This is a genomic window from Ensifer sp. BR816, assembly GCF_000378985.1.
Lineage (GTDB): Bacteria > Pseudomonadota > Alphaproteobacteria > Rhizobiales > Rhizobiaceae > Sinorhizobium.
The window spans coordinates 1-21488 of sequence record NZ_KB905370.1 but is presented as its reverse complement, the minus strand read 5'-3'; the positions used below and the strand labels follow the sequence as shown (position 1 = coordinate 21488).

26 protein-coding genes are annotated in these 21488 nt (G+C 62.4%); 15 read left to right on the top strand and 11 right to left on the bottom strand.

Annotation, left to right across the window (positions count from 1 at the left end; translation table 11 throughout):
• Positions 1-4: 4 nt before the first annotated feature.
• Genes RHIBR816_RS0100135 through RHIBR816_RS0100125 form a run of 3 tightly spaced genes read left to right on the top strand, consistent with a single transcriptional unit; the run spans position 5 to position 2740 of the window.
• Positions 5-811 (top strand): TfuA-like protein, encoded by an 807-nt coding sequence (locus RHIBR816_RS0100135; protein WP_026186489.1) that lies wholly within the window; start codon positions 5-7, stop codon positions 809-811.
• A gap of 36 nt (positions 812-847) precedes the next feature.
• The gene (locus tag RHIBR816_RS0100130) at positions 848-2032 is read left to right on the top strand and encodes a hypothetical protein (protein ID WP_018234497.1); all 1185 of its coding nucleotides are present in this window, start codon (positions 848-850) and stop codon (positions 2030-2032) included.
• Between the two features lie 21 nt (positions 2033-2053).
• Positions 2054-2740 (top strand): hypothetical protein, encoded by a 687-nt coding sequence (locus tag RHIBR816_RS0100125; protein WP_026186488.1) that lies wholly within the window; start codon positions 2054-2056, stop codon positions 2738-2740.
• Between the two features lie 145 nt (positions 2741-2885).
• On the opposite strand, the gene RHIBR816_RS37355 is transcribed toward RHIBR816_RS0100125, so the two are convergent.
• The 5 genes from RHIBR816_RS37355 to RHIBR816_RS0100095 form a co-directional block, all read right to left on the bottom strand.
• Positions 2886-3236, bottom strand: coding sequence for an EF-hand domain-containing protein (locus tag RHIBR816_RS37355; RefSeq protein WP_026186487.1), 351 nt, complete (start codon positions 3234-3236; stop codon positions 2886-2888).
• 17 nt (positions 3237-3253) lie between these two features.
• Positions 3254-3499, bottom strand: a complete 246-nt coding sequence (locus tag RHIBR816_RS0100115) for a glycine zipper 2TM domain-containing protein (protein ID WP_018234494.1) — start codon at positions 3497-3499, stop codon at positions 3254-3256.
• Between the two features lie 263 nt (positions 3500-3762).
• Positions 3763-4437, bottom strand: a complete 675-nt coding sequence (locus tag RHIBR816_RS0100105) for a MerR family transcriptional regulator (RefSeq protein WP_018234493.1) — start codon at positions 4435-4437, stop codon at positions 3763-3765.
• 385 nt (positions 4438-4822) lie between these two features.
• Positions 4823-5926: a hypothetical protein gene (locus tag RHIBR816_RS0100100; RefSeq protein ID WP_018234492.1), complete on the bottom strand. Its 1104-nt coding sequence runs from the start codon at positions 5924-5926 to the stop codon at positions 4823-4825.
• A gap of 214 nt (positions 5927-6140) precedes the next feature.
• On the bottom strand, positions 6141-6851 hold the full coding sequence (locus RHIBR816_RS0100095) for a DUF899 family protein (RefSeq protein ID WP_018234490.1): 711 nt from the start codon (positions 6849-6851) through the stop codon (positions 6141-6143).
• A 299-nt stretch (positions 6852-7150) separates the two neighbouring features.
• Here RHIBR816_RS0100095 and RHIBR816_RS0100090 point away from each other — a divergent pair, with 299 nt between their 5' ends.
• The 4 genes from RHIBR816_RS0100090 to RHIBR816_RS38235 all read left to right on the top strand — a co-directional run bounded on the left by RHIBR816_RS0100090 (position 7151) and on the right by RHIBR816_RS38235 (position 10470).
• The gene (locus RHIBR816_RS0100090; protein ID WP_018234489.1) at positions 7151-7903 is read left to right on the top strand and encodes a pyridoxine 5'-phosphate synthase; all 753 of its coding nucleotides are present in this window, start codon (positions 7151-7153) and stop codon (positions 7901-7903) included.
• Positions 7904-8090: 187 nt separating this feature from the next.
• Positions 8091-9488 carry a PLP-dependent aminotransferase family protein gene (locus RHIBR816_RS0100085; RefSeq protein ID WP_018234488.1) on the top strand — a complete coding sequence of 466 codons (1398 nt, stop codon included), beginning with the start codon at positions 8091-8093 and terminating at the stop codon, positions 9486-9488.
• A 188-nt stretch (positions 9489-9676) separates the two neighbouring features.
• A complete protein-coding gene (locus RHIBR816_RS0100080; protein WP_026186486.1) occupies positions 9677-10078 on the top strand; it encodes a DUF983 domain-containing protein in 402 nt (133 codons plus the stop codon).
• 188 nt (positions 10079-10266) lie between these two features.
• Positions 10267-10470, top strand: coding sequence for a GDCCVxC domain-containing (seleno)protein (locus RHIBR816_RS38235; protein WP_084810967.1), 204 nt, complete (start codon positions 10267-10269; stop codon positions 10468-10470).
• Between the two features lie 28 nt (positions 10471-10498).
• On the opposite strand, the gene RHIBR816_RS0100075 is transcribed toward RHIBR816_RS38235, so the two are convergent.
• Both RHIBR816_RS0100075 and RHIBR816_RS0100070 read right to left on the bottom strand, forming a co-directional pair.
• Positions 10499-11137, bottom strand: a complete 639-nt coding sequence (locus tag RHIBR816_RS0100075; protein ID WP_018234486.1) for an NrsF family protein — start codon at positions 11135-11137, stop codon at positions 10499-10501.
• 1 nt (position 11138) lies between these two features.
• Complete coding sequence (locus RHIBR816_RS0100070; RefSeq protein WP_018234485.1) at positions 11139-11747, bottom strand: sigma-70 family RNA polymerase sigma factor; 609 nt, start codon at positions 11745-11747, stop codon at positions 11139-11141.
• Between the two features lie 162 nt (positions 11748-11909).
• Between RHIBR816_RS0100070 and RHIBR816_RS0100065 the strand changes: the two genes are divergently transcribed.
• The 4 genes from RHIBR816_RS0100065 to RHIBR816_RS0100050 are packed head-to-tail and all read left to right on the top strand — an operon-like array spanning position 11910 to position 14479.
• Complete coding sequence (locus RHIBR816_RS0100065; protein WP_018234484.1) at positions 11910-12233, top strand: DUF2282 domain-containing protein; 324 nt, start codon at positions 11910-11912, stop codon at positions 12231-12233.
• A 30-nt stretch (positions 12234-12263) separates the two neighbouring features.
• Positions 12264-13190: a DUF692 domain-containing protein gene (locus tag RHIBR816_RS0100060; protein ID WP_018234483.1), complete on the top strand. Its 927-nt coding sequence runs from the start codon at positions 12264-12266 to the stop codon at positions 13188-13190.
• Positions 13177-13977, top strand: coding sequence for a DNA-binding domain-containing protein (locus RHIBR816_RS0100055; RefSeq protein WP_018234482.1), 801 nt, complete (start codon positions 13177-13179; stop codon positions 13975-13977). The genes RHIBR816_RS0100060 and RHIBR816_RS0100055 overlap by 14 nt, the downstream gene beginning before the upstream one ends.
• A gap of 1 nt (position 13978) precedes the next feature.
• A complete protein-coding gene (locus RHIBR816_RS0100050; protein ID WP_052522664.1) occupies positions 13979-14479 on the top strand; it encodes a DoxX family protein in 501 nt (166 codons plus the stop codon).
• Positions 14480-14524: 45 nt separating this feature from the next.
• Here the strand turns inward: RHIBR816_RS0100050 and RHIBR816_RS0100045 are convergent, their stop codons facing one another.
• A complete protein-coding gene (locus RHIBR816_RS0100045; RefSeq protein WP_018234480.1) occupies positions 14525-15136 on the bottom strand; it encodes a 2-hydroxychromene-2-carboxylate isomerase in 612 nt (203 codons plus the stop codon).
• 147 nt (positions 15137-15283) lie between these two features.
• A complete protein-coding gene (locus RHIBR816_RS0100040) occupies positions 15284-16171 on the bottom strand; it encodes an SDR family oxidoreductase (protein ID WP_018234479.1) in 888 nt (295 codons plus the stop codon).
• Positions 16172-16325: 154 nt separating this feature from the next.
• Here RHIBR816_RS0100040 and RHIBR816_RS0100035 point away from each other — a divergent pair, with 154 nt between their 5' ends.
• On the top strand, positions 16326-16730 hold the full coding sequence (locus RHIBR816_RS0100035; protein ID WP_018234478.1) for a helix-turn-helix domain-containing protein: 405 nt from the start codon (positions 16326-16328) through the stop codon (positions 16728-16730).
• Positions 16731-16844: 114 nt separating this feature from the next.
• Here the strand turns inward: RHIBR816_RS0100035 and RHIBR816_RS0100030 are convergent, their stop codons facing one another.
• A complete protein-coding gene (locus tag RHIBR816_RS0100030; RefSeq protein ID WP_026186483.1) occupies positions 16845-17564 on the bottom strand; it encodes an aspartate/glutamate racemase family protein in 720 nt (239 codons plus the stop codon).
• 221 nt (positions 17565-17785) lie between these two features.
• On the opposite strand from RHIBR816_RS0100030, the gene RHIBR816_RS0100025 reads away from it, so the two are divergent.
• The 3 genes from RHIBR816_RS0100025 to RHIBR816_RS0100015 are packed head-to-tail and all read left to right on the top strand — an operon-like array spanning position 17786 to position 20467.
• Positions 17786-18250: an Lrp/AsnC family transcriptional regulator gene (locus tag RHIBR816_RS0100025; RefSeq protein WP_018234476.1), complete on the top strand. Its 465-nt coding sequence runs from the start codon at positions 17786-17788 to the stop codon at positions 18248-18250.
• Positions 18251-18295: 45 nt separating this feature from the next.
• Entirely contained in the window at positions 18296-19564 is a 1269-nt protein-coding gene (locus tag RHIBR816_RS0100020) for an NAD(P)/FAD-dependent oxidoreductase (protein ID WP_018234475.1), read from the top strand.
• Between the two features lie 3 nt (positions 19565-19567).
• On the top strand, positions 19568-20467 hold the full coding sequence (locus RHIBR816_RS0100015) for an aminoglycoside phosphotransferase family protein (protein ID WP_018234474.1): 900 nt from the start codon (positions 19568-19570) through the stop codon (positions 20465-20467).
• A gap of 3 nt (positions 20468-20470) precedes the next feature.
• Here the strand turns inward: RHIBR816_RS0100015 and RHIBR816_RS0100010 are convergent, their stop codons facing one another.
• A complete protein-coding gene (locus RHIBR816_RS0100010; RefSeq protein ID WP_026186482.1) occupies positions 20471-21169 on the bottom strand; it encodes a thermonuclease family protein in 699 nt (232 codons plus the stop codon).
• Between the last annotated feature and the right edge of the window lie 319 nt (positions 21170-21488).

The window sequence follows — 21488 nt, the reverse complement described above, 5'->3', positions numbered from 1 at the left end:
GCAGATGGCGGATGCGAGCCAAGACGGTCCGATCCTGGTGTTTCTTGGCCCGACGCTTCGGCTGAGCGAGGCGGAGGCGGTGCTCGACGCCATCTATCTGCAGCCCGCCGCGCAGGGCGATATTCTGTTGGCCGCCCATGCGTTCCGCCCGCGTGCCATGGTCCTGATCGATGGCCAGTTCGAAGACCGGCCCGCCGTCCGGCACAAGGAAATACTCTGGGCCATGGCGCAGGGAATTGTGGTGATCGGAGCCGCCAGCATGGGGGCGCTCAGGGCAGCGGAACTCCACGACTTCGGCATGGTCGGTGTTGGGCTGATCTACAGGTGGTATCGGCGATGGGCTCTTTCGTCGCTCAGGGACGTTCGCGGCTCGCCTCTGGCCCTGGCCCCGGACGATGCTGTCGCTGTGCATTCGGGGCCGGCAGAGCTTGGCTTTCTGCAGTTGACCGACTCGCTGGTCGATCTGCAGCGGACCTTTTCCGCCCTGATGCGCAATAGCGTCATCACCCGTGCCGAACGCACGCTTCTCACAACAATGGCGCGAAATCTGAACTTTCGCGACCGCACGCTTGCGGCGGTGCTGGGTGCGGCGGGATGGCCGGACGACCGCATACAAGGGCTGGGGCGGACTGGAACAAGCCAGAAGAGGCAGGATGCTCTCCTCGCACTTCGTACCGCGCCGAGCCTTGTGCGAAGCGCGCCGGCGGCTAAGCCAGGCGATTTATGGGTGGCGACGAATACCTTCATCCGGGATCTGGAAGCCGGTGGCATTGACTCAAAATTAGTGAGCACTTATAAATTCAATCCCTGATTGCCGGATTTCACCGACCGAGGGGGCAATTGTGCGATGCGTTTGCTTCGGAATGAGGCCCTTGAGTCCGGTGACGCGCGTCTTGGAACGCGCTTCTGGATTTTCCCCCAGCCGCCTTTCATCCCCGGCTACGAGCAACCGGATCGTGTCTGGCTGCCGATCTTGAAGGATGAGATCGGCGAGGGGCCAAGCGACTCGCTGATGTATGTCGTCGATCCGCTCTCCGACAAGCAGCCATACGGCCTCGACCGACTGCCGCCATTCAACGGGGCGAGACGTCCACCGCCAAGTCCGGGGCCAGACCGTCACTTCGACAATGTGGCGCCGGACTCAAGGGAATTCCTCGCTGTGCATGCCTATGCCTGCGTGCACTTCGTTCTGGACATATGGCAGAGCTATCTCGGCCGTCCGGTTCGATGGTTCTTTGACGAGACCTTTCCGCGCCTCGAGATCGTTGCCTTTGTAAATTGGGACAACGCACAGGCGGGCTACGGCTTCCTGGAACTCGGGTGTTCGGACACGGACGGGGTGCTGCGGCCCTATGCGTTGAATTTCGATACGATTGCCCATGAAGTCGGACACCTGATCCTCCTGTCCGAAACGGGCGTGCCGAGGATATTCTCGCAGACAGCCGACTTCTTCCCGTTTTCGGAGGCATTTTCGGACGCCGTGTCGTTGATTTCGTTCCTGCATTTCGGCTCCGCCATCGACCGGCTGCTGCGACGAACGAAGGGCAACCTGCTGCTTTACAACGAGCTCAACCGCTTCGCGGAGACGAGTCCCGAGGCGCAGGTTCGCCTGGCCACCAATTTCCGTCGCATGTCAGAGGTGACACGCGAGGTCCACGACCGCGCTCTTCCTTTCGTCGGCGCGATCTTCGATACGGTCGTCGAGCTCTATCACCGTGAACTTGTCGCGCGGGATTGCGCGGACGGACGGCTCCTCGACATCGACCTGCGCGAGCTGAGCCAGCGGGACTTCGATACGTTCCGTGCGGCAACGGCGGAAGCTTTTCAGGTCAAGCCGCTGGTCTTCGAACTCGCGCTGGCAGCGGCTCGTGACACGGTCGGACAGGCGCTTGCGGCCGCTCTGAGGACGCTCGACCCGACCACGATGCGCCTGGATCAGGCTGCAGCCGCCGTCGTTGCCGCCGCCCAGGGCGCGGCTGCAGGCGTCCTGGAAGCAAATTTCGCATGGCGTGAGATTATCGGTCGAAGGTGAAGCCAGGAAAAGGAGAGGAACATGAGTGATTGTTGCAACCATCCCGGAGTGGGTAACCAGGCAAAGGGCCTCGATGCTCCACAATATGACGCTTACAATCCAAGCGAGGTGCGTCTCTATGGCCGTCCGGCTGCCTCTCTATCCATATTTACGCCCGAGGAAATTGTGGGCCTCGACGCAAATCTTGAAGAGGAACTGAGAGGCCGTGACATAAAGCCAGACGACAAGAAATTGATCTCCGGCATTATCAGGCGAGTTGCCCAAAAGAAGCTGATAGACCTGTTTCAGCAGCAGATCGTCTTGGCCCTCGTTGACGAGAGGGAAGCTGAAGTCTTGAAGCTGACGGTAGAGATAAACATTCCATCGCGCAATTTTCGCGGCGACGACGGAAAATATATCAAGAGCATCGGCGTGATCTATGGCTATGCCTATGAGGGCCATTGCTACAAGTTGCCGAAGCCGCAAATCATGTATCTGCCGGCAGAGCCGAGGGAGATCCTCGGCGGCGATTGCGGTTGCGACTGCGGATATGTTCCAGAACTTGGCTACGCCGTCTGGCAGATCGACAAGCTTGAACGTGTCATTGCACTCGACGTTCGCTCCGATGACGTGAAAACGCTGGTCCTGGACGAGAACATGCCTGGCAGCCGCTCGCCGATGGCCTATGCGCAAACCATGGCGCTGGCGCCAGCCCGGCACCGCGATTGAGATATTCGAACACTTTGCGTGACGATTTACGCGCGCTCAAGAGCTGCGCGCGTCGCGTTCTGGTCGAAGTTGGTCCGAACCCCGGGCGCACACTGCTTGATCCAGGGGACATCCGCGTCTGAAAAAGTATGCGTGCAGGGCCTTCCTATTGCAGGCTGCCGTCGCCGCTGCGGTCGGCCGCCTTGAAGTCCGACATGACCCTGTTCAGGAACTCGCTCTGGGTAAGCTTGCCGTCGCCGTTCTGGTCGGTGGCGGCAAATTGCTGGGCGTTCAGCGCCTGCGCCACCTCGTCGGAGCGCAGGCTGCCGTCCTTGTTCTTGTCCAGGCCTGCGAAGGCCATCGTCATGAACGCCTGGTATTCGGACCGGTCGACCGCTCCGTTCCTGTCACGGTCGAGTCGATCCATTTGCCCTTGGTTCATTGCCGCAGACTGAGCTTGCGCGGCCGAAACGAGCTGGCAAAGCGCGAATGCCGTAGAAAGAACCACTTTTCGCATCATGCCGGCGCCTTCCGCTAATAGTAGCAAGTCAAGGCATTGCCGGCCGCGCTACCTAGCGTCGCGCCGCCGCCAACGGCCCAGAGCTGGCCGGTTCCCGAGCCGATTGTCGCGCCGACTACGCCGCCGACGATGGCGCCGCCGACCGTTCCGGCAATGCAGCCGAACTCGCCGGCGCGTCCCCCTTGGGACGTTGCAGCGGATTGGCACCCGGATAAGGCGAGGGCGCCAAAGATAATGAGAGTTACAGTAGGCTTGCTCATCTTCTCCTCCAAGATACTCGTCCGAAGGCAATACGAATCGGCGGAGGCGCCAATGTTGGCGTCGGATGTAAATAAGCTTCTGAGTATGTCTCCCGAAGTGCGAGAGGCTCTTCTGTTCGATCAGAAGCAGCTCACGTAACATGCAGCCTGTCGACGAAGCCGTCCGGAACTGCGCGCAAATACTACTGCCACGAACGGATAATGACAACTCTTTGGGGACTGCAGGTCGTGGGCCTCGCGTGGCGGAATCGCGGCGGACAGCGTTATTCCGATGCGATCATTCCAGCCAGCACGGCCTTGGCGACGGCCTGGAAGCGGTTTTGTGCATCGAACTTGCGGATGATGCCCGATTCGAGCGTGAGGGCTGCGGCGATATCCATATCCATCAGTTGGGCGATGCGCGCGGCCGGGTGCCCTTGTGCCATCAGGCCGAGGCATTCGCTCTCGATCGGCGACAGGTGAACATCTCCGGATGCAGGATCGGCATGCCCGCTCGAACCGGTTTCGAGCAGCTCGGCGATCCGCTGCATCTGCCGGCGCAGGATCGATTGCTGGGCCGCCAGTTCGCGGCGGCGCGACTGCAGCGCCTTCTCGAAGATCCGGTCGGCCTCTTTCTGGTGCGGTGCCGCGTCGAGCGCCGCCATCAGATCCTGGATCGTGGCAACCGGCATGTCGACCTCGCGGCATGCGTTGATCACGGCCATGCGGCGGATGTGCCCTTCGCCGTAGACACGCATGGGACCGAGGCGTGCGGCGCTCAGCAGTCCCTTCTCCTCGTAGAAGTGCAAGGTCCGGTGCGTCACACCGAAGGCCTCCGCCATTTCGGCAATGGCAAGCCGATCATCCGAACCGAAATAGGGAATGGGCAGTTTCGGCAGAAACCCCCGAGGGCCAGGTGTTGCACCGGCCTCAGCACTCTTCCATGGATCCCGTGACATTTTTCGCGTCCCCCGTTTCCGTGCCACGGCGTTGCGATCCTCCATCGCAATTGCCGCCACCGGCCGCCTTCGGGGCACATCGTGCGCATCGCACGACTACTGCAGACAATGTGCTTGCCGTTCATCGGGCCACGCGCTGTAAAGGCGCTGCGCCGCCATGACGGGCTGGAGCTCTTTGCGCGTTCGTCCGAACGTGCTGTGCTCCATCGGGCAGCCAGGCATTCTGAATTCTACCGCACGGATTTACGGTAGGTGCGAATCGTCGAAATGAACAGCCCTCAATATTGCGGGTGAAATCTTGGCAATAATAGCTTGCGCCCAGGTCGGCGTCATCGCGCTATGGTTGCTGACGGCCTCTTCCAAAACCTACAGCAATTCAAGCTGCTCAGTGGCTGAAGAGCTGGTTCGGTTTGCTGGCGGACAGAATGAAGAGAGGCTCATTACCCTTGAGAGGGGCAAGTTCCTGCTGGCAGGCCCAGGCCTCCTGGAAGCTCTCGCGCGTCAGCAGTTTCTTGTAGTGCGCCGTCGTTACCATGCATCTCATCAAGGTACTCTGCAGCCCCTCCGTGGCGGCATGGGCGTAGATTTCGCCATCGAGACCGAAGAGCTGGGCGGCAAGCGAGGTGGTCCTGTAGAGAATGTCGGATTCGCTTGCGAGTTGTTGTGCGCCAATGAAATCCTGACGGAGCGGCACGGCTTCGCCATTGTGCGAAAGCGTGACGCGAAGACCAGGCGCCGGGGTCTCGTGCCAGGCGACCTTGACGGAGAAGGCGAGCGCCGGGTTCAAGGTACCGGTCGCACGCGAAGGGCCTGTCATGTCCGCCGCGGCAAGGGTCCTGTGGCGAAGCGCGGCTGCATGCAGCAAGGCGGCGAAATGCTCGGCATTCTTGTGGTCCGCCTCGACAATCAGATCCACTGAGGGAAGCCCGCGGACGGAGGCCATCGGGCCGTTCACAAGCTTGGCTTCTGCGTCGAAGTCGAGCGTCATCTTCGGCGAGGGCAGGGGGGTGAACAACAGGAGCGGCAGCACCGTCAGCACGGCCCAGGGGGAGGAAAAGGGTGTGGGATGCCATGCGGGCCGGCGCCTGGGAGGGCGACCTCCGTCAGTTGTCACCAGGCGCTGAGGAGCTGCCGTTGCGGATACACACAGGCGGCTATACTCCGGCACATAGGTTCCCTTCGGAATGCTGATCTGCCAGTCCTCTTTGGCCCCATCGGTTTCATAGAAGGCTTTCAGCAATTTGCGCAATTTTCCGGCGTGGACGCGCACGAGGGGATCGCTGTCGGCATCGAATGCCTGGCTGCGTCCGAAGGCATCGACGGCGATCGAATAGCCCTTCAACTGCCCGGCCTCGCCGGCGATTTCCGTCTCGACAACATAGGTGAGAAAGGCACGCAGCCGTTCGGAACGCTGAAAGCCCTTGCTGTCAAGAACCCGGCCGAGCGCCGATCGAATCGTTTCGTCGCAGGGCCTTTCGGCTGGCGTCATCAATGGCTCCGGAAGAAAGGGCGCTATGCCACGGCGTCTGAAAAGCGGGAAATCGAACCTGATTCGAAACTTAGACCCAAAAATGTCGACTGTCAGGTTCAGAACAAGAAATGTCAGCTTTTTCTGAAATGAATCAAGACGGCGCCAACCACGAAAGCGTGGGTGGCGCCGGAGAATATCCGTCCCAGGCCGATATGCCAATCGGGGCGGATGGCTAAACGCTGCGGCGATACTCCAGTTTGGGATACCAATCCGCGCCGCGGCCTTCCGGTGTGGTGTCGAGCAGGTGCCACAGCGGATCGGGGTCGGGGGCGTCGCGCGGGTCCTGGCCGGGATCGGCCATTTCGCCGCTCATCTCGCCGCTCCAGAAATGCCGGATGGCGCCGTCCCGGCGCGTGAAGACCGTGTAACCGGGGACGTCCGCGTCCTCGGCGCTGACATAATCGCGGGTGAAGCTCCCCTCGCTATCGGAATAGACCTTCAGCTGGGCCCAGCCGCGCGCTTTCTTGGCTTCGACCAGCCGCTCGATCGGCGAGCGGGCGACCATCGCCAGGGCGACGCGTTGTTCGATGTCGGGGACCTTGCCCTCCCAGGCGGCCATCAGCGATGTGCACATAGGGCAGGGCTTTTCGCGCTTCGGGCCGAACATGTAGCTGTAGATGATGAGCGTTTCCTTGTCCCCAAAGAGATCGGTAAGCGTTGCCGGACCTTTCTCCCCCTCGAAAACATAGGTCCGTGGCACTTCGCCGCCCGGTGGCAGTTGTCTGCGCTGCGCGGCCACGCGTTCGATATGGCGGCGGAGTTCGATTTCCTCGACGAGCAAAGCGTTGCGTGCCTGACGATACTCCGCGCTCTCATTCGGGAAGCGGGCGCGGTTCCTCGCGGCGAGTTCCGTTGCCGGGACGAGTGGGGTCTGCGTCGTCATGGTGGTCTCCTCCTTGATCGTTGCGATATGGTGCTCACGTAATAAGGTTGATATCAACATAAATGAGCGGTGTCAAAACGCCCACTGCATGTTTCCTCAAATCGTACCCGATTTAAGGATAAAAACATGCAGTAATTCAAAGCGCTACAGCGACCTTTGCGCGTCTGATAAGACGCGCGGCGCTGTAGACGAAACCGTGCAAAGGCCGATTCCAGTCTTGCAAAATCTGCGGTAGAACTGCGACGATCGATCTGGCCGCCGACACGCTCGCTTGAGTGCATCGTTTTGAAAGTTTCAATATGCCCGCAAAGCTCTCCGTCAATCTCAATGCCATCGCCATGCTGCGCAACCGGCGTGATCTCCCATGGCCCTCCGTGACGGGCCTCGGCCGGATCGCGCTTCAGGCCGGGGCGAGCGGGCTGACCGTGCATCCGCGTCCGGATCAGCGGCACATCCGCTTTTCCGACCTGCAACCGATCCGCGACCTGATCGATGACGAATTCCCGGCAGCGGAGTTCAACATGGAAGGCTATCCCAACGAGGAATTCCTCCAGCTCGTCGAGCGGCATGAACCGGAGCAGGTGACGCTGGTGCCCGACGATCCAGCACAGGCGACCTCCGACCATGGCTGGGATTTTCGGCAGAACCAGGCTCTGCTCGGCAGCGTCGTCGGGCGTCTCAAGAAGAAGGGCTTCCGCGTATCTGTCTTTGCCGATGGGGATCCGGACCCGGAAGCTCTGAAGATCGCCAAGGCGATTGGCGCGGACCGCATCGAACTCTATACCGGCCCCTATGGCGGCTGCCACGACGATCCGGGGAAGGCCGAGCGGATCGCTGGCGAGCTCGGCCGCACCGCCGAAATTGCAACGGGCCTCGGACTCGCGGTCAACGCGGGACACGACCTGACGGTCGCCAACCTGCCGCTGCTCGTCAAGCATATCCCGGCGCTCGCCGAGGTCTCGATCGGCCATGGCCTGACGGCCGACGCGTTGGAATACGGCATGGCCGAGACGGTGCGCCGCTTCCGCCGTGCTTGCGGCGAGGCGGTGTAAGCGTTGGACGGGGCGCTCGTCGCATTGCCCCGAGCACGCCCGCCGGAAAGAATGGCGACCGTGTTCCTTATACTTCGCCTACGCCGTAGCGCGAGATGCCACGCGGTTTCACGGGATCTGATATCGCCGACTTGCCCAGAGCAATGATCCATGCAATATCCATACATTCTGGAATGAGGATGTATGCATGGACAGGGATCGCGCCGGTCTTTCGTGGGTGCCGGCGCCTGGCAAGGCGCAGGGGCCGCTCTACCTCGCCATTGCCGACCAGCTTGCTGCGGACATCGCGGCAGGGCGGTTGACGGCCGGAACCCGCTTGCCGCCGCAGCGGGCACTCGCGGCCGTGCTCGGCATCGATTTTACGACCGTAAGCCGTGCCTATAACGAGGCGCGACGCCGCGGTCTGATCGAAGGCCGGGTCGGACAGGGTACCTATGTCAGGGGACGATCGAGAAGTGCCGACGGTTCGTCTCCGGGCGGGCTCGTCGACATGAGCATGAACCTGCCGCCGCTTTTCGACGATCCGGCGCTTGCGGAACGGATGTGGCGCGATATCGCTGATCTGCAGCAGGAGCGGGGCCTGGCCCAGCTGATGCGCTATCAGCCTGTCGGTGGCGCCCGGCAGGACCGGGCCGCAGGCGCGGCCTGGCTGAAGCCGCGGCTCGGCGAGGTCTCTCCCGATCGGGTGCTCGTCTGCCCCGGGGCGCAAGGGGCGCTGCTTGCGACCCTCGGCATGCTGGCGGCGAAGGGTGAGAGGATCTGTGCCGAGGCACTCGCCTATCCCGGTCTTCGCTCGCTGGCTGCCTATCTCGGCATCGACGTCCTCGGTGTTGCGATCGACGAAAAGGGTCTTTTGCCGGAAGCTTTCGAGGCCGTGTGCCGCGAGCATCGGCCCAAGGCGCTCTACTGCAATCCGACGCTGCACAATCCAACAACCGCCACGCTGCCGCTGAAACGGCGCGAGGCGATCCTGGCGATTGCGCGCAGGCACGGCGTTGCCGTCATCGAGGACGACGCCTATGGCGCGTTGCCCGCAACGCCGGTACCGCCACTCGCGGCGCTTGCTCCGGATCTCGTCTACCACGTGGCGGGGCTTGCCAAATGTCTCTCGCCCTCACTTCGGATCGCCTATCTGGCGGTGCCCGATTCAGCGACGGCCCTTCGCCTGGAGGGCGCCATCCGAGCCACGGCTGGTATGGCGTCGCCGCTTTCCGCGGCGATTGCCACCCGTTGGCTCGAGGACGGGACGGCGCAAGTGGTGCTGGCCGCCATACGGCGTGAGGCGGGGCGCCGCCAGCAGATGGTTGCCGACAGCTTGCCGCGTGCGGATGTTCTTACCGATCGCGAAGGCTTCCACCTGTGGCTGAGATTGCCGTCCCATTGGAACCGTGGCGAGTTTACGGCGCGGCTGAGATCAGCGGGGACCAGCGTCGTGGCGAGCGATGCCTTCGCTCTTTCCATGCCTCCCGAGGCTGTGCGTCTCGGTCTCGGTGCCGCCGAGACGCGGGCCGAGCTCCAGCGAAGCCTCGATGTCATTGCCGACCTTCTGACGCACCCGTCGGCGGCACTCAACCTCGTCGTCTGAACGGCAACGCCGATCAGTTGTCTCTCGGCGGGCGGAATTGTCGCAGCCGCAGGTGCATACAATTATTTGACTATGTATGTTTTGTATGGCTCCCTCTCTTTCAAGAGAAGTCGCCGGGTCCCCCCGTGCTCACCGCAGCTCATTTTTGGTGCGTCCTTCGCGCGACTAAACCTTTGAAAGGAAGAATGATGTCTTCGAACCAGGACTGGCCGCCTCTGTCGCCGCTGCATACGGGCCTGCGCGGTCGCTGCCCGCGTTGCGCGCAGGGGCATCTGTTCGAGGGGTTCCTAAGACTCCGGCCCGCGTGTGAGGTCTGCGGACTTGACTATTCCTTCGCCGACCCGGCCGACGGCCCTGCTTTCTTCGTGATCTGTTTCGCCTGCGTACCGAGTGTATTTCTCGGCGTCTGGCTGGAAGTGCAATACAGTGCGCCGCTCTGGGTGCATTTGTTGGTCACGGGGCCGTTCATGCTCCTGACCTGCATTCCGCCGCTCAGGCCGCTGAAAGGCTGGCTGGTCGCCAGCCAGTTCTTCTACAAGGCGGAGGAGGGCAGGCTCGTGCGCAAGCCTGTAGCGCCGGAGCCGGAGTAGCCCAAAGCGAGCGCCGCGCAGTGACTTGAGGTAGAATGCTGTTGCATGTTTCCTTAAATCGTAGCCGATTTGAGGACAAAAACATGCAGCAATTCAAAGTGCTACAGCGTCCTTTGTGCGTCTGATAAGACGCACGGCGCTGTAGGGGCGCCCGCGCGGCAGTCGCGGGGCGTTGAAAGACACGCCGTATGACGGAGTTCATCTCGATCCTGACCTGTCCCGGCTGCCGGCATCAGTCGGTGGAAAGGATGCGCATGGATGCGTGCCTGCATTTTTACGAGTGCAAGGGCTGCGGTCTGCTCATGAGGCCGAAGGGGGGGGACTGTTGCGTGTTCTGTTCCTATGGTTCCGTGCCCTGTCCGCCAGTCCAGGAGGAGCGCGGCCGTCGTTAGCCACTTCTCACGTGCCTGATTCCGTTTGCTACCAGCGGGCGATGCGGCTAGCGCCGAGCGCCCCGAGGAGCGCCAGCATCGCGATCGCGATCGTATACCATGTCGCAACGAACAACGGTGAATCGTCCGTGCAATGGGCGGCATAGAAGGTCGCGGCAAGGCCGCCGGCGGTAAGACCGGCAACGGCGCCTGCCAGCGCAGGATGGGAGGGCGCGCCGTGGCGTAGCGCGCGCAGCAGCAGTGCGAGCGGACCGATGCCGATCAGCGGAATGAAGGTGAGGCATACGAAGCCGTTTGTGCCGACGAGCCTTGCCGACCACGTGTCCGGTGACGAGACGGCGAGTTCAACGACAAGGCCTGCCGCCAGCAGCGCCGGGGCCACGGCAAGACGCGGCAGCGACCGGCGCGCCTCCGATTCCGGCCGCGACAGCATATGCAAGAGAGCGAAAGCGCTCGCGGCAAGGGCGATGGTCACCGCGAACTTGAAGAGGAAGCGGAAGGTTTGCGCGGCCTCGGCAATATCCGGCCTCGCGCCGAGGAGGGCGAAGAAGACGGTGGCGGCGACGAGGACGGCCGCGAGAACCGCACTCGACCAGGCGACTGGCATCGACATAGTGCTTCGCCGGGCGTCCGCCGCAAGGGCTTTGATGAGTTCGTGCGTTTCCATTTCAGTCACGTCCAAATCGTCTGGCGATAGCAGCAAGGCCGCGATGGAGAGCGACACGAACTGCGGTTTCGTTCATGTGGAGGCTTCTTGCCGCCTCGCCTATGGTGCGTCCTTCGACCGAGATCGCCGTCACCACCGAACGCTGGCCGGGGGTTAGCATCTCAAGCGCGCGTTCTATCTCCCAACCCCTCACGCTTTCCGCTTCCTCAACGGCGAGTTGTCCCTCCAACTCGCTGATTTCCACCCGAGGGTGGCGGCCCATTCGTCGCAAGGCATCGACAAGCTTGTGCTTTGCGATCGCATAGAGCCATGGCGCCACTGGACCGTCGGCTCGCCAGGTGTGCCGCTTCACATGGATCGCCAGCAGCGTTTCCTGGACGATATCTTCCGGATCCAGGCCACCAAAAGCTGTTCTACGCCGAGCCCAGGCACGAACAAGCTCCGCAGCGGCATGCAGGAAGTCGCCATAGGCTCGCTCATCGCCGGCGAGCCCTGCGCGGAACAGCCGGGCGAGATCGCTGTCCTCCACTTGTACTTCCTCCCAATTCGCCGGCTCCGACCGCTTGTTACATATGCGTCCGCAAATCTTCTTTCCGGCGATCACGTTCATGATCTTCGGTGGAGTCAATCCAAAATCAACGTGATCTTGCACGGTATAGTGCTCACGAAAGCGTGTGGGCGGGTGATGTAACAAATCTCCGATTGGCGGCGAACCAGGCTTTGTGTGGCCCTGAACAAGGGCTCACGAGACCCGTCAACATGGAGAGATGTCATGTCCCAGAAATCCACGATCAATGCCGCCGTACTGGCGGGCGCTGTGGCAGCAGCGGTTTCGTCGCTTGCGCTCGCTGCGCCGCTTTCGCAGGAACAGGTCAAAGCCGCGATGGATGCCGGCAAGGAGAAATGCTTCGGTGTCGCGCTGAAGGGCCAGAATGATTGCGCGGCCGGACCGGGCACGACCTGCCAGGCCACCTCGACGGTCGACTATCAGGGCAACGCCTGGAAATTCGTCGATGGCGGCACCTGCGCGACGATGGAACTGCCGGATGGCCGCAAGGGCTCGCCCGAAGCGCTGTCGCGCGACCTTCCCTCTTAAGCAACATCGCGCCGGAAAGTGGAGGCAACGATGCCCAAATTGGCAATTCATGCGGATCGCAGCACATCGGGAACACTCCGCTTTCCGGCACACCCGATCGACGGGCTGGCTGGTACGAGTTTCAAGCACCAGCATCTGCAATCCATCCTTGCGGACGGCGACCGCGATCACGGCTTCTTCGAGGTTCACGCGGAAAACTACATGGGAGCGGGCGGTCCTCCGCATGCGGCGCTCACGCGCATACGCGAGGACTATCCGGTTTCGCTCCATGGTGTCTGCATGTCGATCGGCGGGCCGCAGCCGCTCGACAAGGCCCATCTCGGCCGCTTCGCAGGGCTGGTGGAACGATATGAGCCGGCGCTCGTCTCGGAGCACCTGGCCTGGTCGACGCACGACACAACCTATTACAACGACCTCCTGCCGCTGCCTTATACGGAAGCCACCTTGCGGCGCGTCGCTGAGCACATAGACGAGGTGCAGGAGGCGATCCGCCGGCCCCTCCTGCTGGAGAATCCGTCGACTTATGTGCTCTTCAAGGAGTCGACGATGGGCGAAACCGCCTTCATCCGGGAGATCGTGAGACGCACCGGCTGCGGTCTGCTGCTCGACATCAACAACGTCTTCGTCTCGGCGACCAACCAGGATTTTTCCGCGCTTGAGTATCTTTCGGATTACCCGCTCGAACACGTCGGCGAGATCCACCTGGCCGGTCATGCCGAGCAGGAGGACGACGAAGGCGATCGCCTGCTGATCGACAGTCACGACGGGCCGGTCGCCGATGCCGTGTGGAAACTCTTCGATCTTGTCGTCGGTCGCTGCGGCCCGATCCCGACGCTGGTCGAATGGGATAGCGCGATTCCCGAATGGCCGGTGCTGAAAGCCGAGGCGAAGGCCGCGCAAGCTGTCCTCGATCGTCACGCGGCATTGCAGCGGGGGAGGATGCATGCAAACGCTTAGCAAGTGCCATGCGGAAACCGCCGACGGGCTTGATTATCCGGAAGGCCTTGTGCACGGGCTGCTCGATCCCGGCTGCGCAACCCCCGCGCTTGTCGCAGGGCCGAAAGGCAAGGCCGCCGACATGCGCTTCAACGTCTATCGCAACAATGTCACCGTCAGCCTGATCGATGCGCTCGCTGCCGTGTTCCCGGCAACCATGCGCATCACCGGGGAGACGTTCTTTCGCGCCATGGCGCGGTTTCACATCCGCAACACGCCGCCGACGTCGCCGCTGCTCTTCGAGTATGGCCGGGATTTTCCCGATTTCATCGAGCGCTACGAACATGCGCAATCCATGCCCTGGCTGGCGGATGTGGCGCGCATCGAGAGGGCCTGGCTCGATGCCTATCACGCGGCGGATGCTGCCGTGTTGGAGGCGGGTCGCCTGGCCTTGATCCCCCCAGAGCAGCTTGGCGACCTGGTGTTTGCAGCGCATCCAGCGACCCGCATCGTCCGTTCTGCCTATCCGGCCGTGACGATCTTTTCAGCGAATAGGGCGAGCGGTTCGGTGGGCCGCATCGATGCTACGGCTCCGGAGAGCGCGCTTGTAACGAGGCCGGCGCTGGAGGTGGAGGTGCGCCTTCTTCCCCCGGGGGCCGATATTTTTCTTGGCCGCCTTATTGCCGGTGAGCGGCTTGGAAGTGCGGCGGCGACGGCGAGCACGTGCTGTCCGGAATTCGATCTCGCATTTGCAATCCGCACGATGCTCGAGGCCGGCGCCGTCGGTGCGATCCAACATGGAGGATGAGATGCTGACGTCCAAATGGAGACACTTCGACAAGCCCACGGAGGCAGGCTGGCTCGGTCGGATCGACGGACTGATTGCCGGCATGGCGCCTGTATCCCTTGCTCAGCTTGCCTTGCGCTTCGGCCTCTCCGTACCATTCTGGCGCTCCGGCATGAGCAAGTGGGACGGCTTCCTGCAGTTGAACGATGTCGCCATCCTTCTCTTCACTTCGGAATTCAAATTGCATCTACCGGGTGGCCCCTATGACTTTCCGGCGCCGGCGGTGATGGCGTTTGCGGTCGCTTGCGCCGAAATCCTGTTGCCGACCTTCCTGATGTTGGGGCTGGCGACGCGCCTTGCCGCTCTCGGCCTGCTCGCCATGACGATCGTCATTCAACTGACGGTGCCAGATGGATGGCCCATACACTTGACGTGGGCCGCGATGGCACTCGCTATCGTCACCTGGGGTGCGGGGAGGTTGTCGCTGGATTGGTGGCTGGTTTCTCGATCGAAAAGGATGTGAGTGCCTTGCGCCCCGAATCCGGCCTGCTAGCCACCACGTCAGAATTCACCCCGGATTCCCCTGGTCCAGATTGTGCTGCCATTCGATCGCGTCCTCCAGGCGATCGTGGCCCCAGAACAGTTCGCCATCGGCGACGAAGGAGGGCGTACCGAAGATGCCGATCGTCGTCGCCTCGCTGGTGGCGGCTTTTAGCGCCTCGGCGGCGGCACGGGCGCTCGCCTGCTCCAACACGCGCGCAGGGTCTTGCCCCGCTTCCTTGATGCTTGCCGAGAGGTTTGGCTCGCTCCCGGCAGGCTCGCGGTCGACGAACCAGCGCCGATACGTGGCGATGGCATAGGCAGGGCACCAGCCTTCCCTGGCGGCGAGGACCGCGACGCAGTTGGCCAGCGCGAGGTTGGCGAGCGGATAGGGGACAGGCAATCTCACGGGCAGGCCGAACCTCGCGGCACGCCGTTCGATATCACGCCACATATAGGTGGCCTTGAGCGGCTTGTCGGCGAAAGGGCTGTCATTCGCCTCGGCTTGGATCGCTTGAACGTCGAAGGGCCTCCAACGAACCTCGACGCCGGCCCTTTCGGCGATCTCCGGCAGTCGCATCACGGCGAGAAAAGTGTAGGGGCTTCCTATCGAGAACCAGAAGTCGACCGGTGCCGTCATCGTCCTTCCTCCCAATCATCCATACCTCACGATAACAACGCGCTGAGGCAAGAGGGTGGCGGATGCCGGCTTCCAGGAAAGCTTGATGATGGGCTGAGGCGACGGAAGAGAAGGCCCGGCGTCGGGCGCCGGGCCGATCGTTTTCGATTAGTGAGCGAGCGCAGCCTTGTTTGCGGTTAGGAAGGCCGGCAGGCCGACCGGAGTTCTGCCGGTCAAGGTGGCCACGTCGTCGGTCACCAGGTCGAAATGACCCTCACGCGTATTGGTGTCGAAGGAAACGAGGATCGGGACGAAGAAGTCCGGCAGCCCGGCTCCCTTGAGACCGCCTGCCAGAGCCTCGTCGGAAATGTGGATGACCTCGAGCGTCTTGCCGGTGGTTTCGGCGACGAGGGCGGCAATCTCCGCGGTCGTCAGCGCCTGCGCTCCGGTCAGCGTATAGGTGCGGCTTTCCGTCGAGCCCGATTCCAGCGCGGCGGCAGCGGCCTTGGCGAGGTCGTCGCGGGCGATGTGGGAGATCCGGCCTTCGCCGGCCGACGAGAACCATTGTCCGGTCTGGAGCGCATGCGGCAGCGCCAGGAACAGGTTTTCCATGTACCAGGCATTGCGCAGGATCGTATGGGGAATGCCGCTTGCCTTGATGGCGTTTTCCGTGCCGAGATGGTCGGCGGCAAAGGGAATGACCGAGGTTTCCGGATTGGGCATGGACGTATAGAGGATGTGCTTCACGCCGGCCTTTTTGGCGGCGTCGACGGCGGTAGTATGCTGCTTCAGCCGCTTGCCCGGCTCGTCCAGTGTGTCGGTCGAGATGATGAGGATCCGGTCGGCACCGGCAAAGGCCTTTTCCAGCGAGGCAGGGTCGTCGAAGTTGGCGGCGCGGGTCTCGATGCCCCTGGCGGCATAATCGGAGAGCTTGGCGGTATCGCGGCTGGTGGCGATGATATCGGCGGGCGTCGTCTTGCCGGAGGCGAGAAGCGCATCGAGGACGAGTTTGCCGAGCTGACCTGCAGCGCCGGTTACGAGCAATCTCTGGGACATGATCTTCCTTTCACTTCGCTTTCCAGCTTCGCAATGCCTCGACCGGCTGATGTCGAATACTGGTCTCTTTTTGAGAGTTGCTCTTATCCCGTAATCTGCTAAGAGCTGTAAAGGAGGCAGTTTTTTCTGCGAAGGTTACGGAAAGGGTACCGCCATGAACAAGGCGACCGGCAAGGTGAAGGGAAAGCGCGTGGCCCTGATCGGCGGCGTGCCGCTCGACATCGACGACTGTCCGGTGCGAGATGTGATGGACAATATCGGCGGCAAATGGAATTCGCTGATGATCCTGTCGCTCGCCGACGGGCCGCTGCGCTTTTCGCAATTGCGCCGGCTGATCCCGGACATTTCCCAGCGGATGCTGACGCAGACACTGCGCGACCTGCAGCGCGACGGCTATTTGAGCCGCACCGTCTATCCGACGCAGCCGCCGAGCGTGGAATACAGCCTCACCGACCTCGGCCGGTCGTTCCTGGTCGTCCTCAGGCTGTTCGTCGACTGGTCACTCGAAAATCACGCGGCGATCCGCAACGCGCGGGCGGAGTATGACGCCGCCGTTTAGAGCATTTAGCAGTCAGGCGAAATCACCTGACGTCGCGCAAACGGGGAAAAAACGAGCAGGTAGAGGGGGACGCAGACCTATGCGCGTCCATCCCGCCCTGATGCGGCGCCGAACTCAGGCGGCGCGGCTTACGTCGCGCTTGCTCAGAGAGAATTCGACTGCCGCCTCGGCGTGAATTGCCGTCGAATCGAAACCCGACAGGGGCAGATTGGCCGGATCGAGGATTAGGCAGATCTCGGTGCAGCCGAGAATGACCGCATCGGCGCCTTCTGTCTTTGCCTTTTCGATCAGCGCCAGCAGCGCCTCGCGCGAAGCGTCCAGCACCTTGCCGGCGCAGAGTTCGTCGAAAATCACTCCGTGGGTCAGCGTACGTCCGTCTGCATCCGGCACGACCACGTCGATGCCGTGCGCCTTCATCCGCTCGGCATAGAAGCCGTGCTCCATCGTGTAGCGGGTGGCGAGCAGCAGCGGCCGGCGACTGCCGGCGGCCTTGAGGCGAAGCGCGGTCTCGTCGATGATGTTGATCAGCGGGATTTCGACGGAATCGGCAACCGCGTCGGCGATCAGGTGCATGGTGTTGGTGCAGATCAGCACGCAGTCGGCGCCGCTGGACTGAAGTGCACGCGCAACATCGGACAGGCGTCCCGCCGCCTCGTCCCAGCGGCCGGCCTTCTGCAGGTCGACGATTTTCTGGAAGTCGACGGAATGGAGGAGCACCTCGGCCGAGTGAAGTGCGCCCAGACGCTCGCGAACGGCCTCGTTGACCATCCGATAGTAGACCGCCGAGCTTTCAAAGCTCATGCCGCCGATGAGGCCGATCTTGCGCATTTCCATGATGTCGCTCCCTTTTTGCATCCGATCGCTGGAACTGAAGCCGGAAGTGCGCGTTGCCACTTTCCTATCTCGTTCCACCGGTAAGATTATGACGCGACTCGGGTTGGATTTGTTTGCTTTGAGGGCTATTTAAAAGAGAAACATCAATAGGTTTTTGCGTCATTTCTTCAGTTCATGCAAAATTCAGGCGTCGTTGTGGCATAGGGTGAGGAGTAAAGGGCGTGCTGGATGAGAGGGACCGAAAGCTGCTCACACTTCTGCAAGAAGATGCGAGCGTTGCCATGGGCGATCTCGCCGAGCGGGTGAACCTTTCCTTGTCCGCCTGCTCGCGCCGTATCCAGCGGCTGGAAGAGGCGGGTTATGTGTCGAGGCGCATCGTCGTTCTCGACCGAGAGAAGATGGGCGTGCCCACGACGGTCTTCGCGCTGATCAAGACTGCGCATCACTCCGATGAGTGGATCGAGACGTTTCGGCGCGCGATCAGCGATATACCCGAAATCGTCGAGGCGCACCGGCTGACCGGCAATTACGACTACATCGTCAAGGTCGTCCTGCCGCGCGTGGAGCAATATGACATGGTCTACAAGCAGATCGTACGCAAAGTGGAGCTTTTCGACGTTACCGCTTCGATCTCCATGGAAGTCCTGAAAAGCGGCACGGCAATTCCGGTCCGTTACGCCGAGTAGGGGTTGCGGCGCGGGTGGTTCTCTTCAGCAACGAGGCAGGTATCCATGCAGGAAAAACATCATGTCGTGGTCGTGGGCGGCGGCTTCGGCGGACTGCAACTTATCAATGACCTCAAGGGCGTCCCGGTGCGCATCACGCTGATCGATCGGCGCAACCACCACCTCTTTCAGCCGCTGCTTTACCAGGTCGCGACCACCATTCTTGCCACCTCCGAGATTGCCTGGCCGATCCGTCATCTCTATCGCGACCGACCGGAGGTGACGACGCTGCTTGGCGACGTGCAGGGTGTCGATAGCGCGGCAAGGGCCGTGGCGTTGGCGAGTGGCCAGAAAGTTCCCTACGATACGCTGGTGCTCGCGACCGGCGCGACGCACGCCTATTTCGGCCATGACGAATGGGCCCCGGTGGCGCCGGGGTTGAAGACGCTCGAGGATGCGACGACCATTCGCCGGCGCGTGCTGCTCGCATTCGAGCAGGCCGAGATCGAGGACGATCCCGCCACGCGCGATGCGCTGTTGACCTTCACGATTGTTGGCGCGGGTCCGACGGGCGTCGAGCTTGCCGGGATCATTGCAGAGATGGCGCACCGGACCTTGCCGGACGAATTCCGTCGCATCGATACGCGTCAGGCTCGCGTCGTGCTCGTCGAGGCCGGGCCCCGCATTCTGCCGGCCTTTGCGGAGGCGCTTTCCGGCTACGCAATGCGCGAGTTGGCGAAGCTCGGCGTCGAGGTGCGCACCGGAACGCCGGTGACGGACTGCACCGATGCCGGCGTGAGGATCGGCGACAGTTTCGTCCCCAGCCGCACGCTCGTCTGGGCGGCGGGCGTTCAGGCCTCTCCGGCCGCGAAATGGCTCGGCATCGAAGCGGATCGCGCGGGGCGCGCAATGGTCGACCAGGATTTGACCGCGCCGGGAAACCCGGATGTCTTCGTGATCGGCGACACCGCGTCGGTCAAACAGGAGAATGGTGCTGCTGTGCCGGGGATTGCGCCCGCTGCCAAGCAGCAGGGTGCCTTTGTGGCGCGGGTGATCCGCGCCCGGCTCGAAGGCAAGCCGATGCCTGGGCAGTTCCGGTACCGCCACCAGGGAAGCCTCGCCACGATCGGCAAGCGTGCCGCGATCATCGACTTCGGCAGGATAAAGCTCAAGGGCGGGCTTGCCTGGTGGATCTGGGGCATTGCCCATATCTACTTCCTGATCGGCACCCGCAGCCGCTTTGCCGTCGCCTGGAGTTGGTTGTGGATCTATCTGAGCGGCCAGCACAGCGCGCGGCTGATCACGCAAAAAGAAACGATGCGCGGAGAGGGATAAGCCTTGGGTCCTTCCGAAAGCATCGCAATCGACACCTCCCTTGTCAGGCGGCTGATCGCGGCTCAGTTTCCGCAATGGGCGGACCTGCCGGTGCGACCGGTCCGGCATGGCGGCTGGGACAACCGGACCTTTCATCTTGGCGATGACCTCTCCGTTCGTCTGCCGAGTGCCGCGTCCTATGCGCTGCAGGTCGAGAAGGAGCAGCGCTGGCTGCCGCGGCTGGCACCGCACCTGCCGCTGCCGATCCCGGCGCCCGTGGCGATGGGGCGGCCCGGCGAAGGCTATCCCTGGCCCTGGTCCGTCTATCGATGGCGCCATGGCGAAATTGCCACGCATGCTCCGATCGGCGATTTGCCGGTCTTCGCGGCGAAGCTCGGCAAATTTCTCGCCGACCTGCAGCGGATCGATGCCGATGGCGGGCCGTCACCTGGGCAGCACAATTTCTTCCGCGGCGGTCCGCTGACCGTCTACAACCATGAAGCGCGCTGGGCTCTCGAGGCACTTGCGGGCCAAATCGACACCGATGCGGCGCATTCGGTATGGGAAGCGGCGCTCGCCGCCCAGTGGACGGCAAAACCGGTCTGGTTCCATGGCGATGTCAGTTCCAGCAACCTGCTCGTCGAAAGCGGTTGTCTCGCCGCCGTCATCGATTTCGGCACGTCCGGCGTCGGCGATCCGGCCTGCGACCTCTCGATTGCCTGGACGATGTTCAGCGGCGAAAGCCGCGAGGCGTTTCGCGCGACACTTCCACTCGACCGGGGAACCTGGGCTCGCGGCCGTGGCTGGACCCTGTGGAAAGCGATGATCGTCGCTGCCGAAATGCCGGGCACCGATCGGCTCGAAGTCGAAAAGTCGCGGCGCGTGCTTGCCGAAGTCCTCGCCGATCACGGGCGGTACGGTTGAGGGTCAGCCGGAGGCGCGCGCCGCCTGGCCGCACCAGTTTGCGGGCCGGCTGGCGCGCTTTCTCACCAGCCCCTCGGAAACGAGGAGGTCCCCCAGCGATTTGCCACCTCTCATCACCACCCGTGGCTTACCCGCTTCCTCGTCCGCGAAGCCGCCCGCCGAAGCAACCAGCGTGAATTCGCCGCCGTTCAGCAATTCGCGCAGTCTTGCCTTGGCATAGGAACCGCGCGACCGCTCGGCGTCGCACTTCGCGAGCTTCGTCTCGGGCGCGTCGATATCGGCAATGAGAATTCTTTCGCCGTTGAAGAGGAACGTGTCACCGTCGATCACGCAGTTGTCGTGGCGAATGCCGCAGAAGAAGAAAGTGTTGCTTCCTGTCTGAACGGAGGCGAGTTGTGCCGGCGGCTGCTGCATCGGTCTGCCGACAGGTGCCGGTGGCACTAGTGCGGGTTGCCGAGCGACGGTGCCGGTGTGTTCCTTCGGCCGGATCGCCAAGTTGGCCGACTTCGTCTTCTTCTCAGGTTGCGAAATCAAGGCCGTCAGCTCTCGTCCGCCGGGTAGGGCGCCAAGTTGCTTCCTGTGATCATAGGCAGCGACCCCTGCCACAAGAATGATGGCTGCAAGATACCAACGCATCATCCCGCCGTGGTTGCTCTTCCTGCTCGTGCTGCGCTTGCGTCGCCTGGAATTTCCTTTGGCCATCCGATTCGGTCCTCGATTGCGCGGGCATTATCGGGGCGAGGAGTTGCCGAAAGGTTTTCACGGAGTTCGGACGCCTTCGTTTCTCACATCCTCAAGTACGAAGGGCGGGCTCCGCCGGAGCCCGCCCCCTTGTCGGTCGTTTGTCTCGGTAGCTGCTATGTCCCGCTCTACCGGAGGCGAGCCTCGCACGACTTTGATGCGATCGCGCAGTACCGCGATGCGCTAGCGCGTGTCGTCGCTCTTACCGGAATTGCCCGGGGTCCCGTCGCCACCGCCGTTGCCATTTCCATTGTTGCCGCTGCCACCGCCGCCGGAGCCG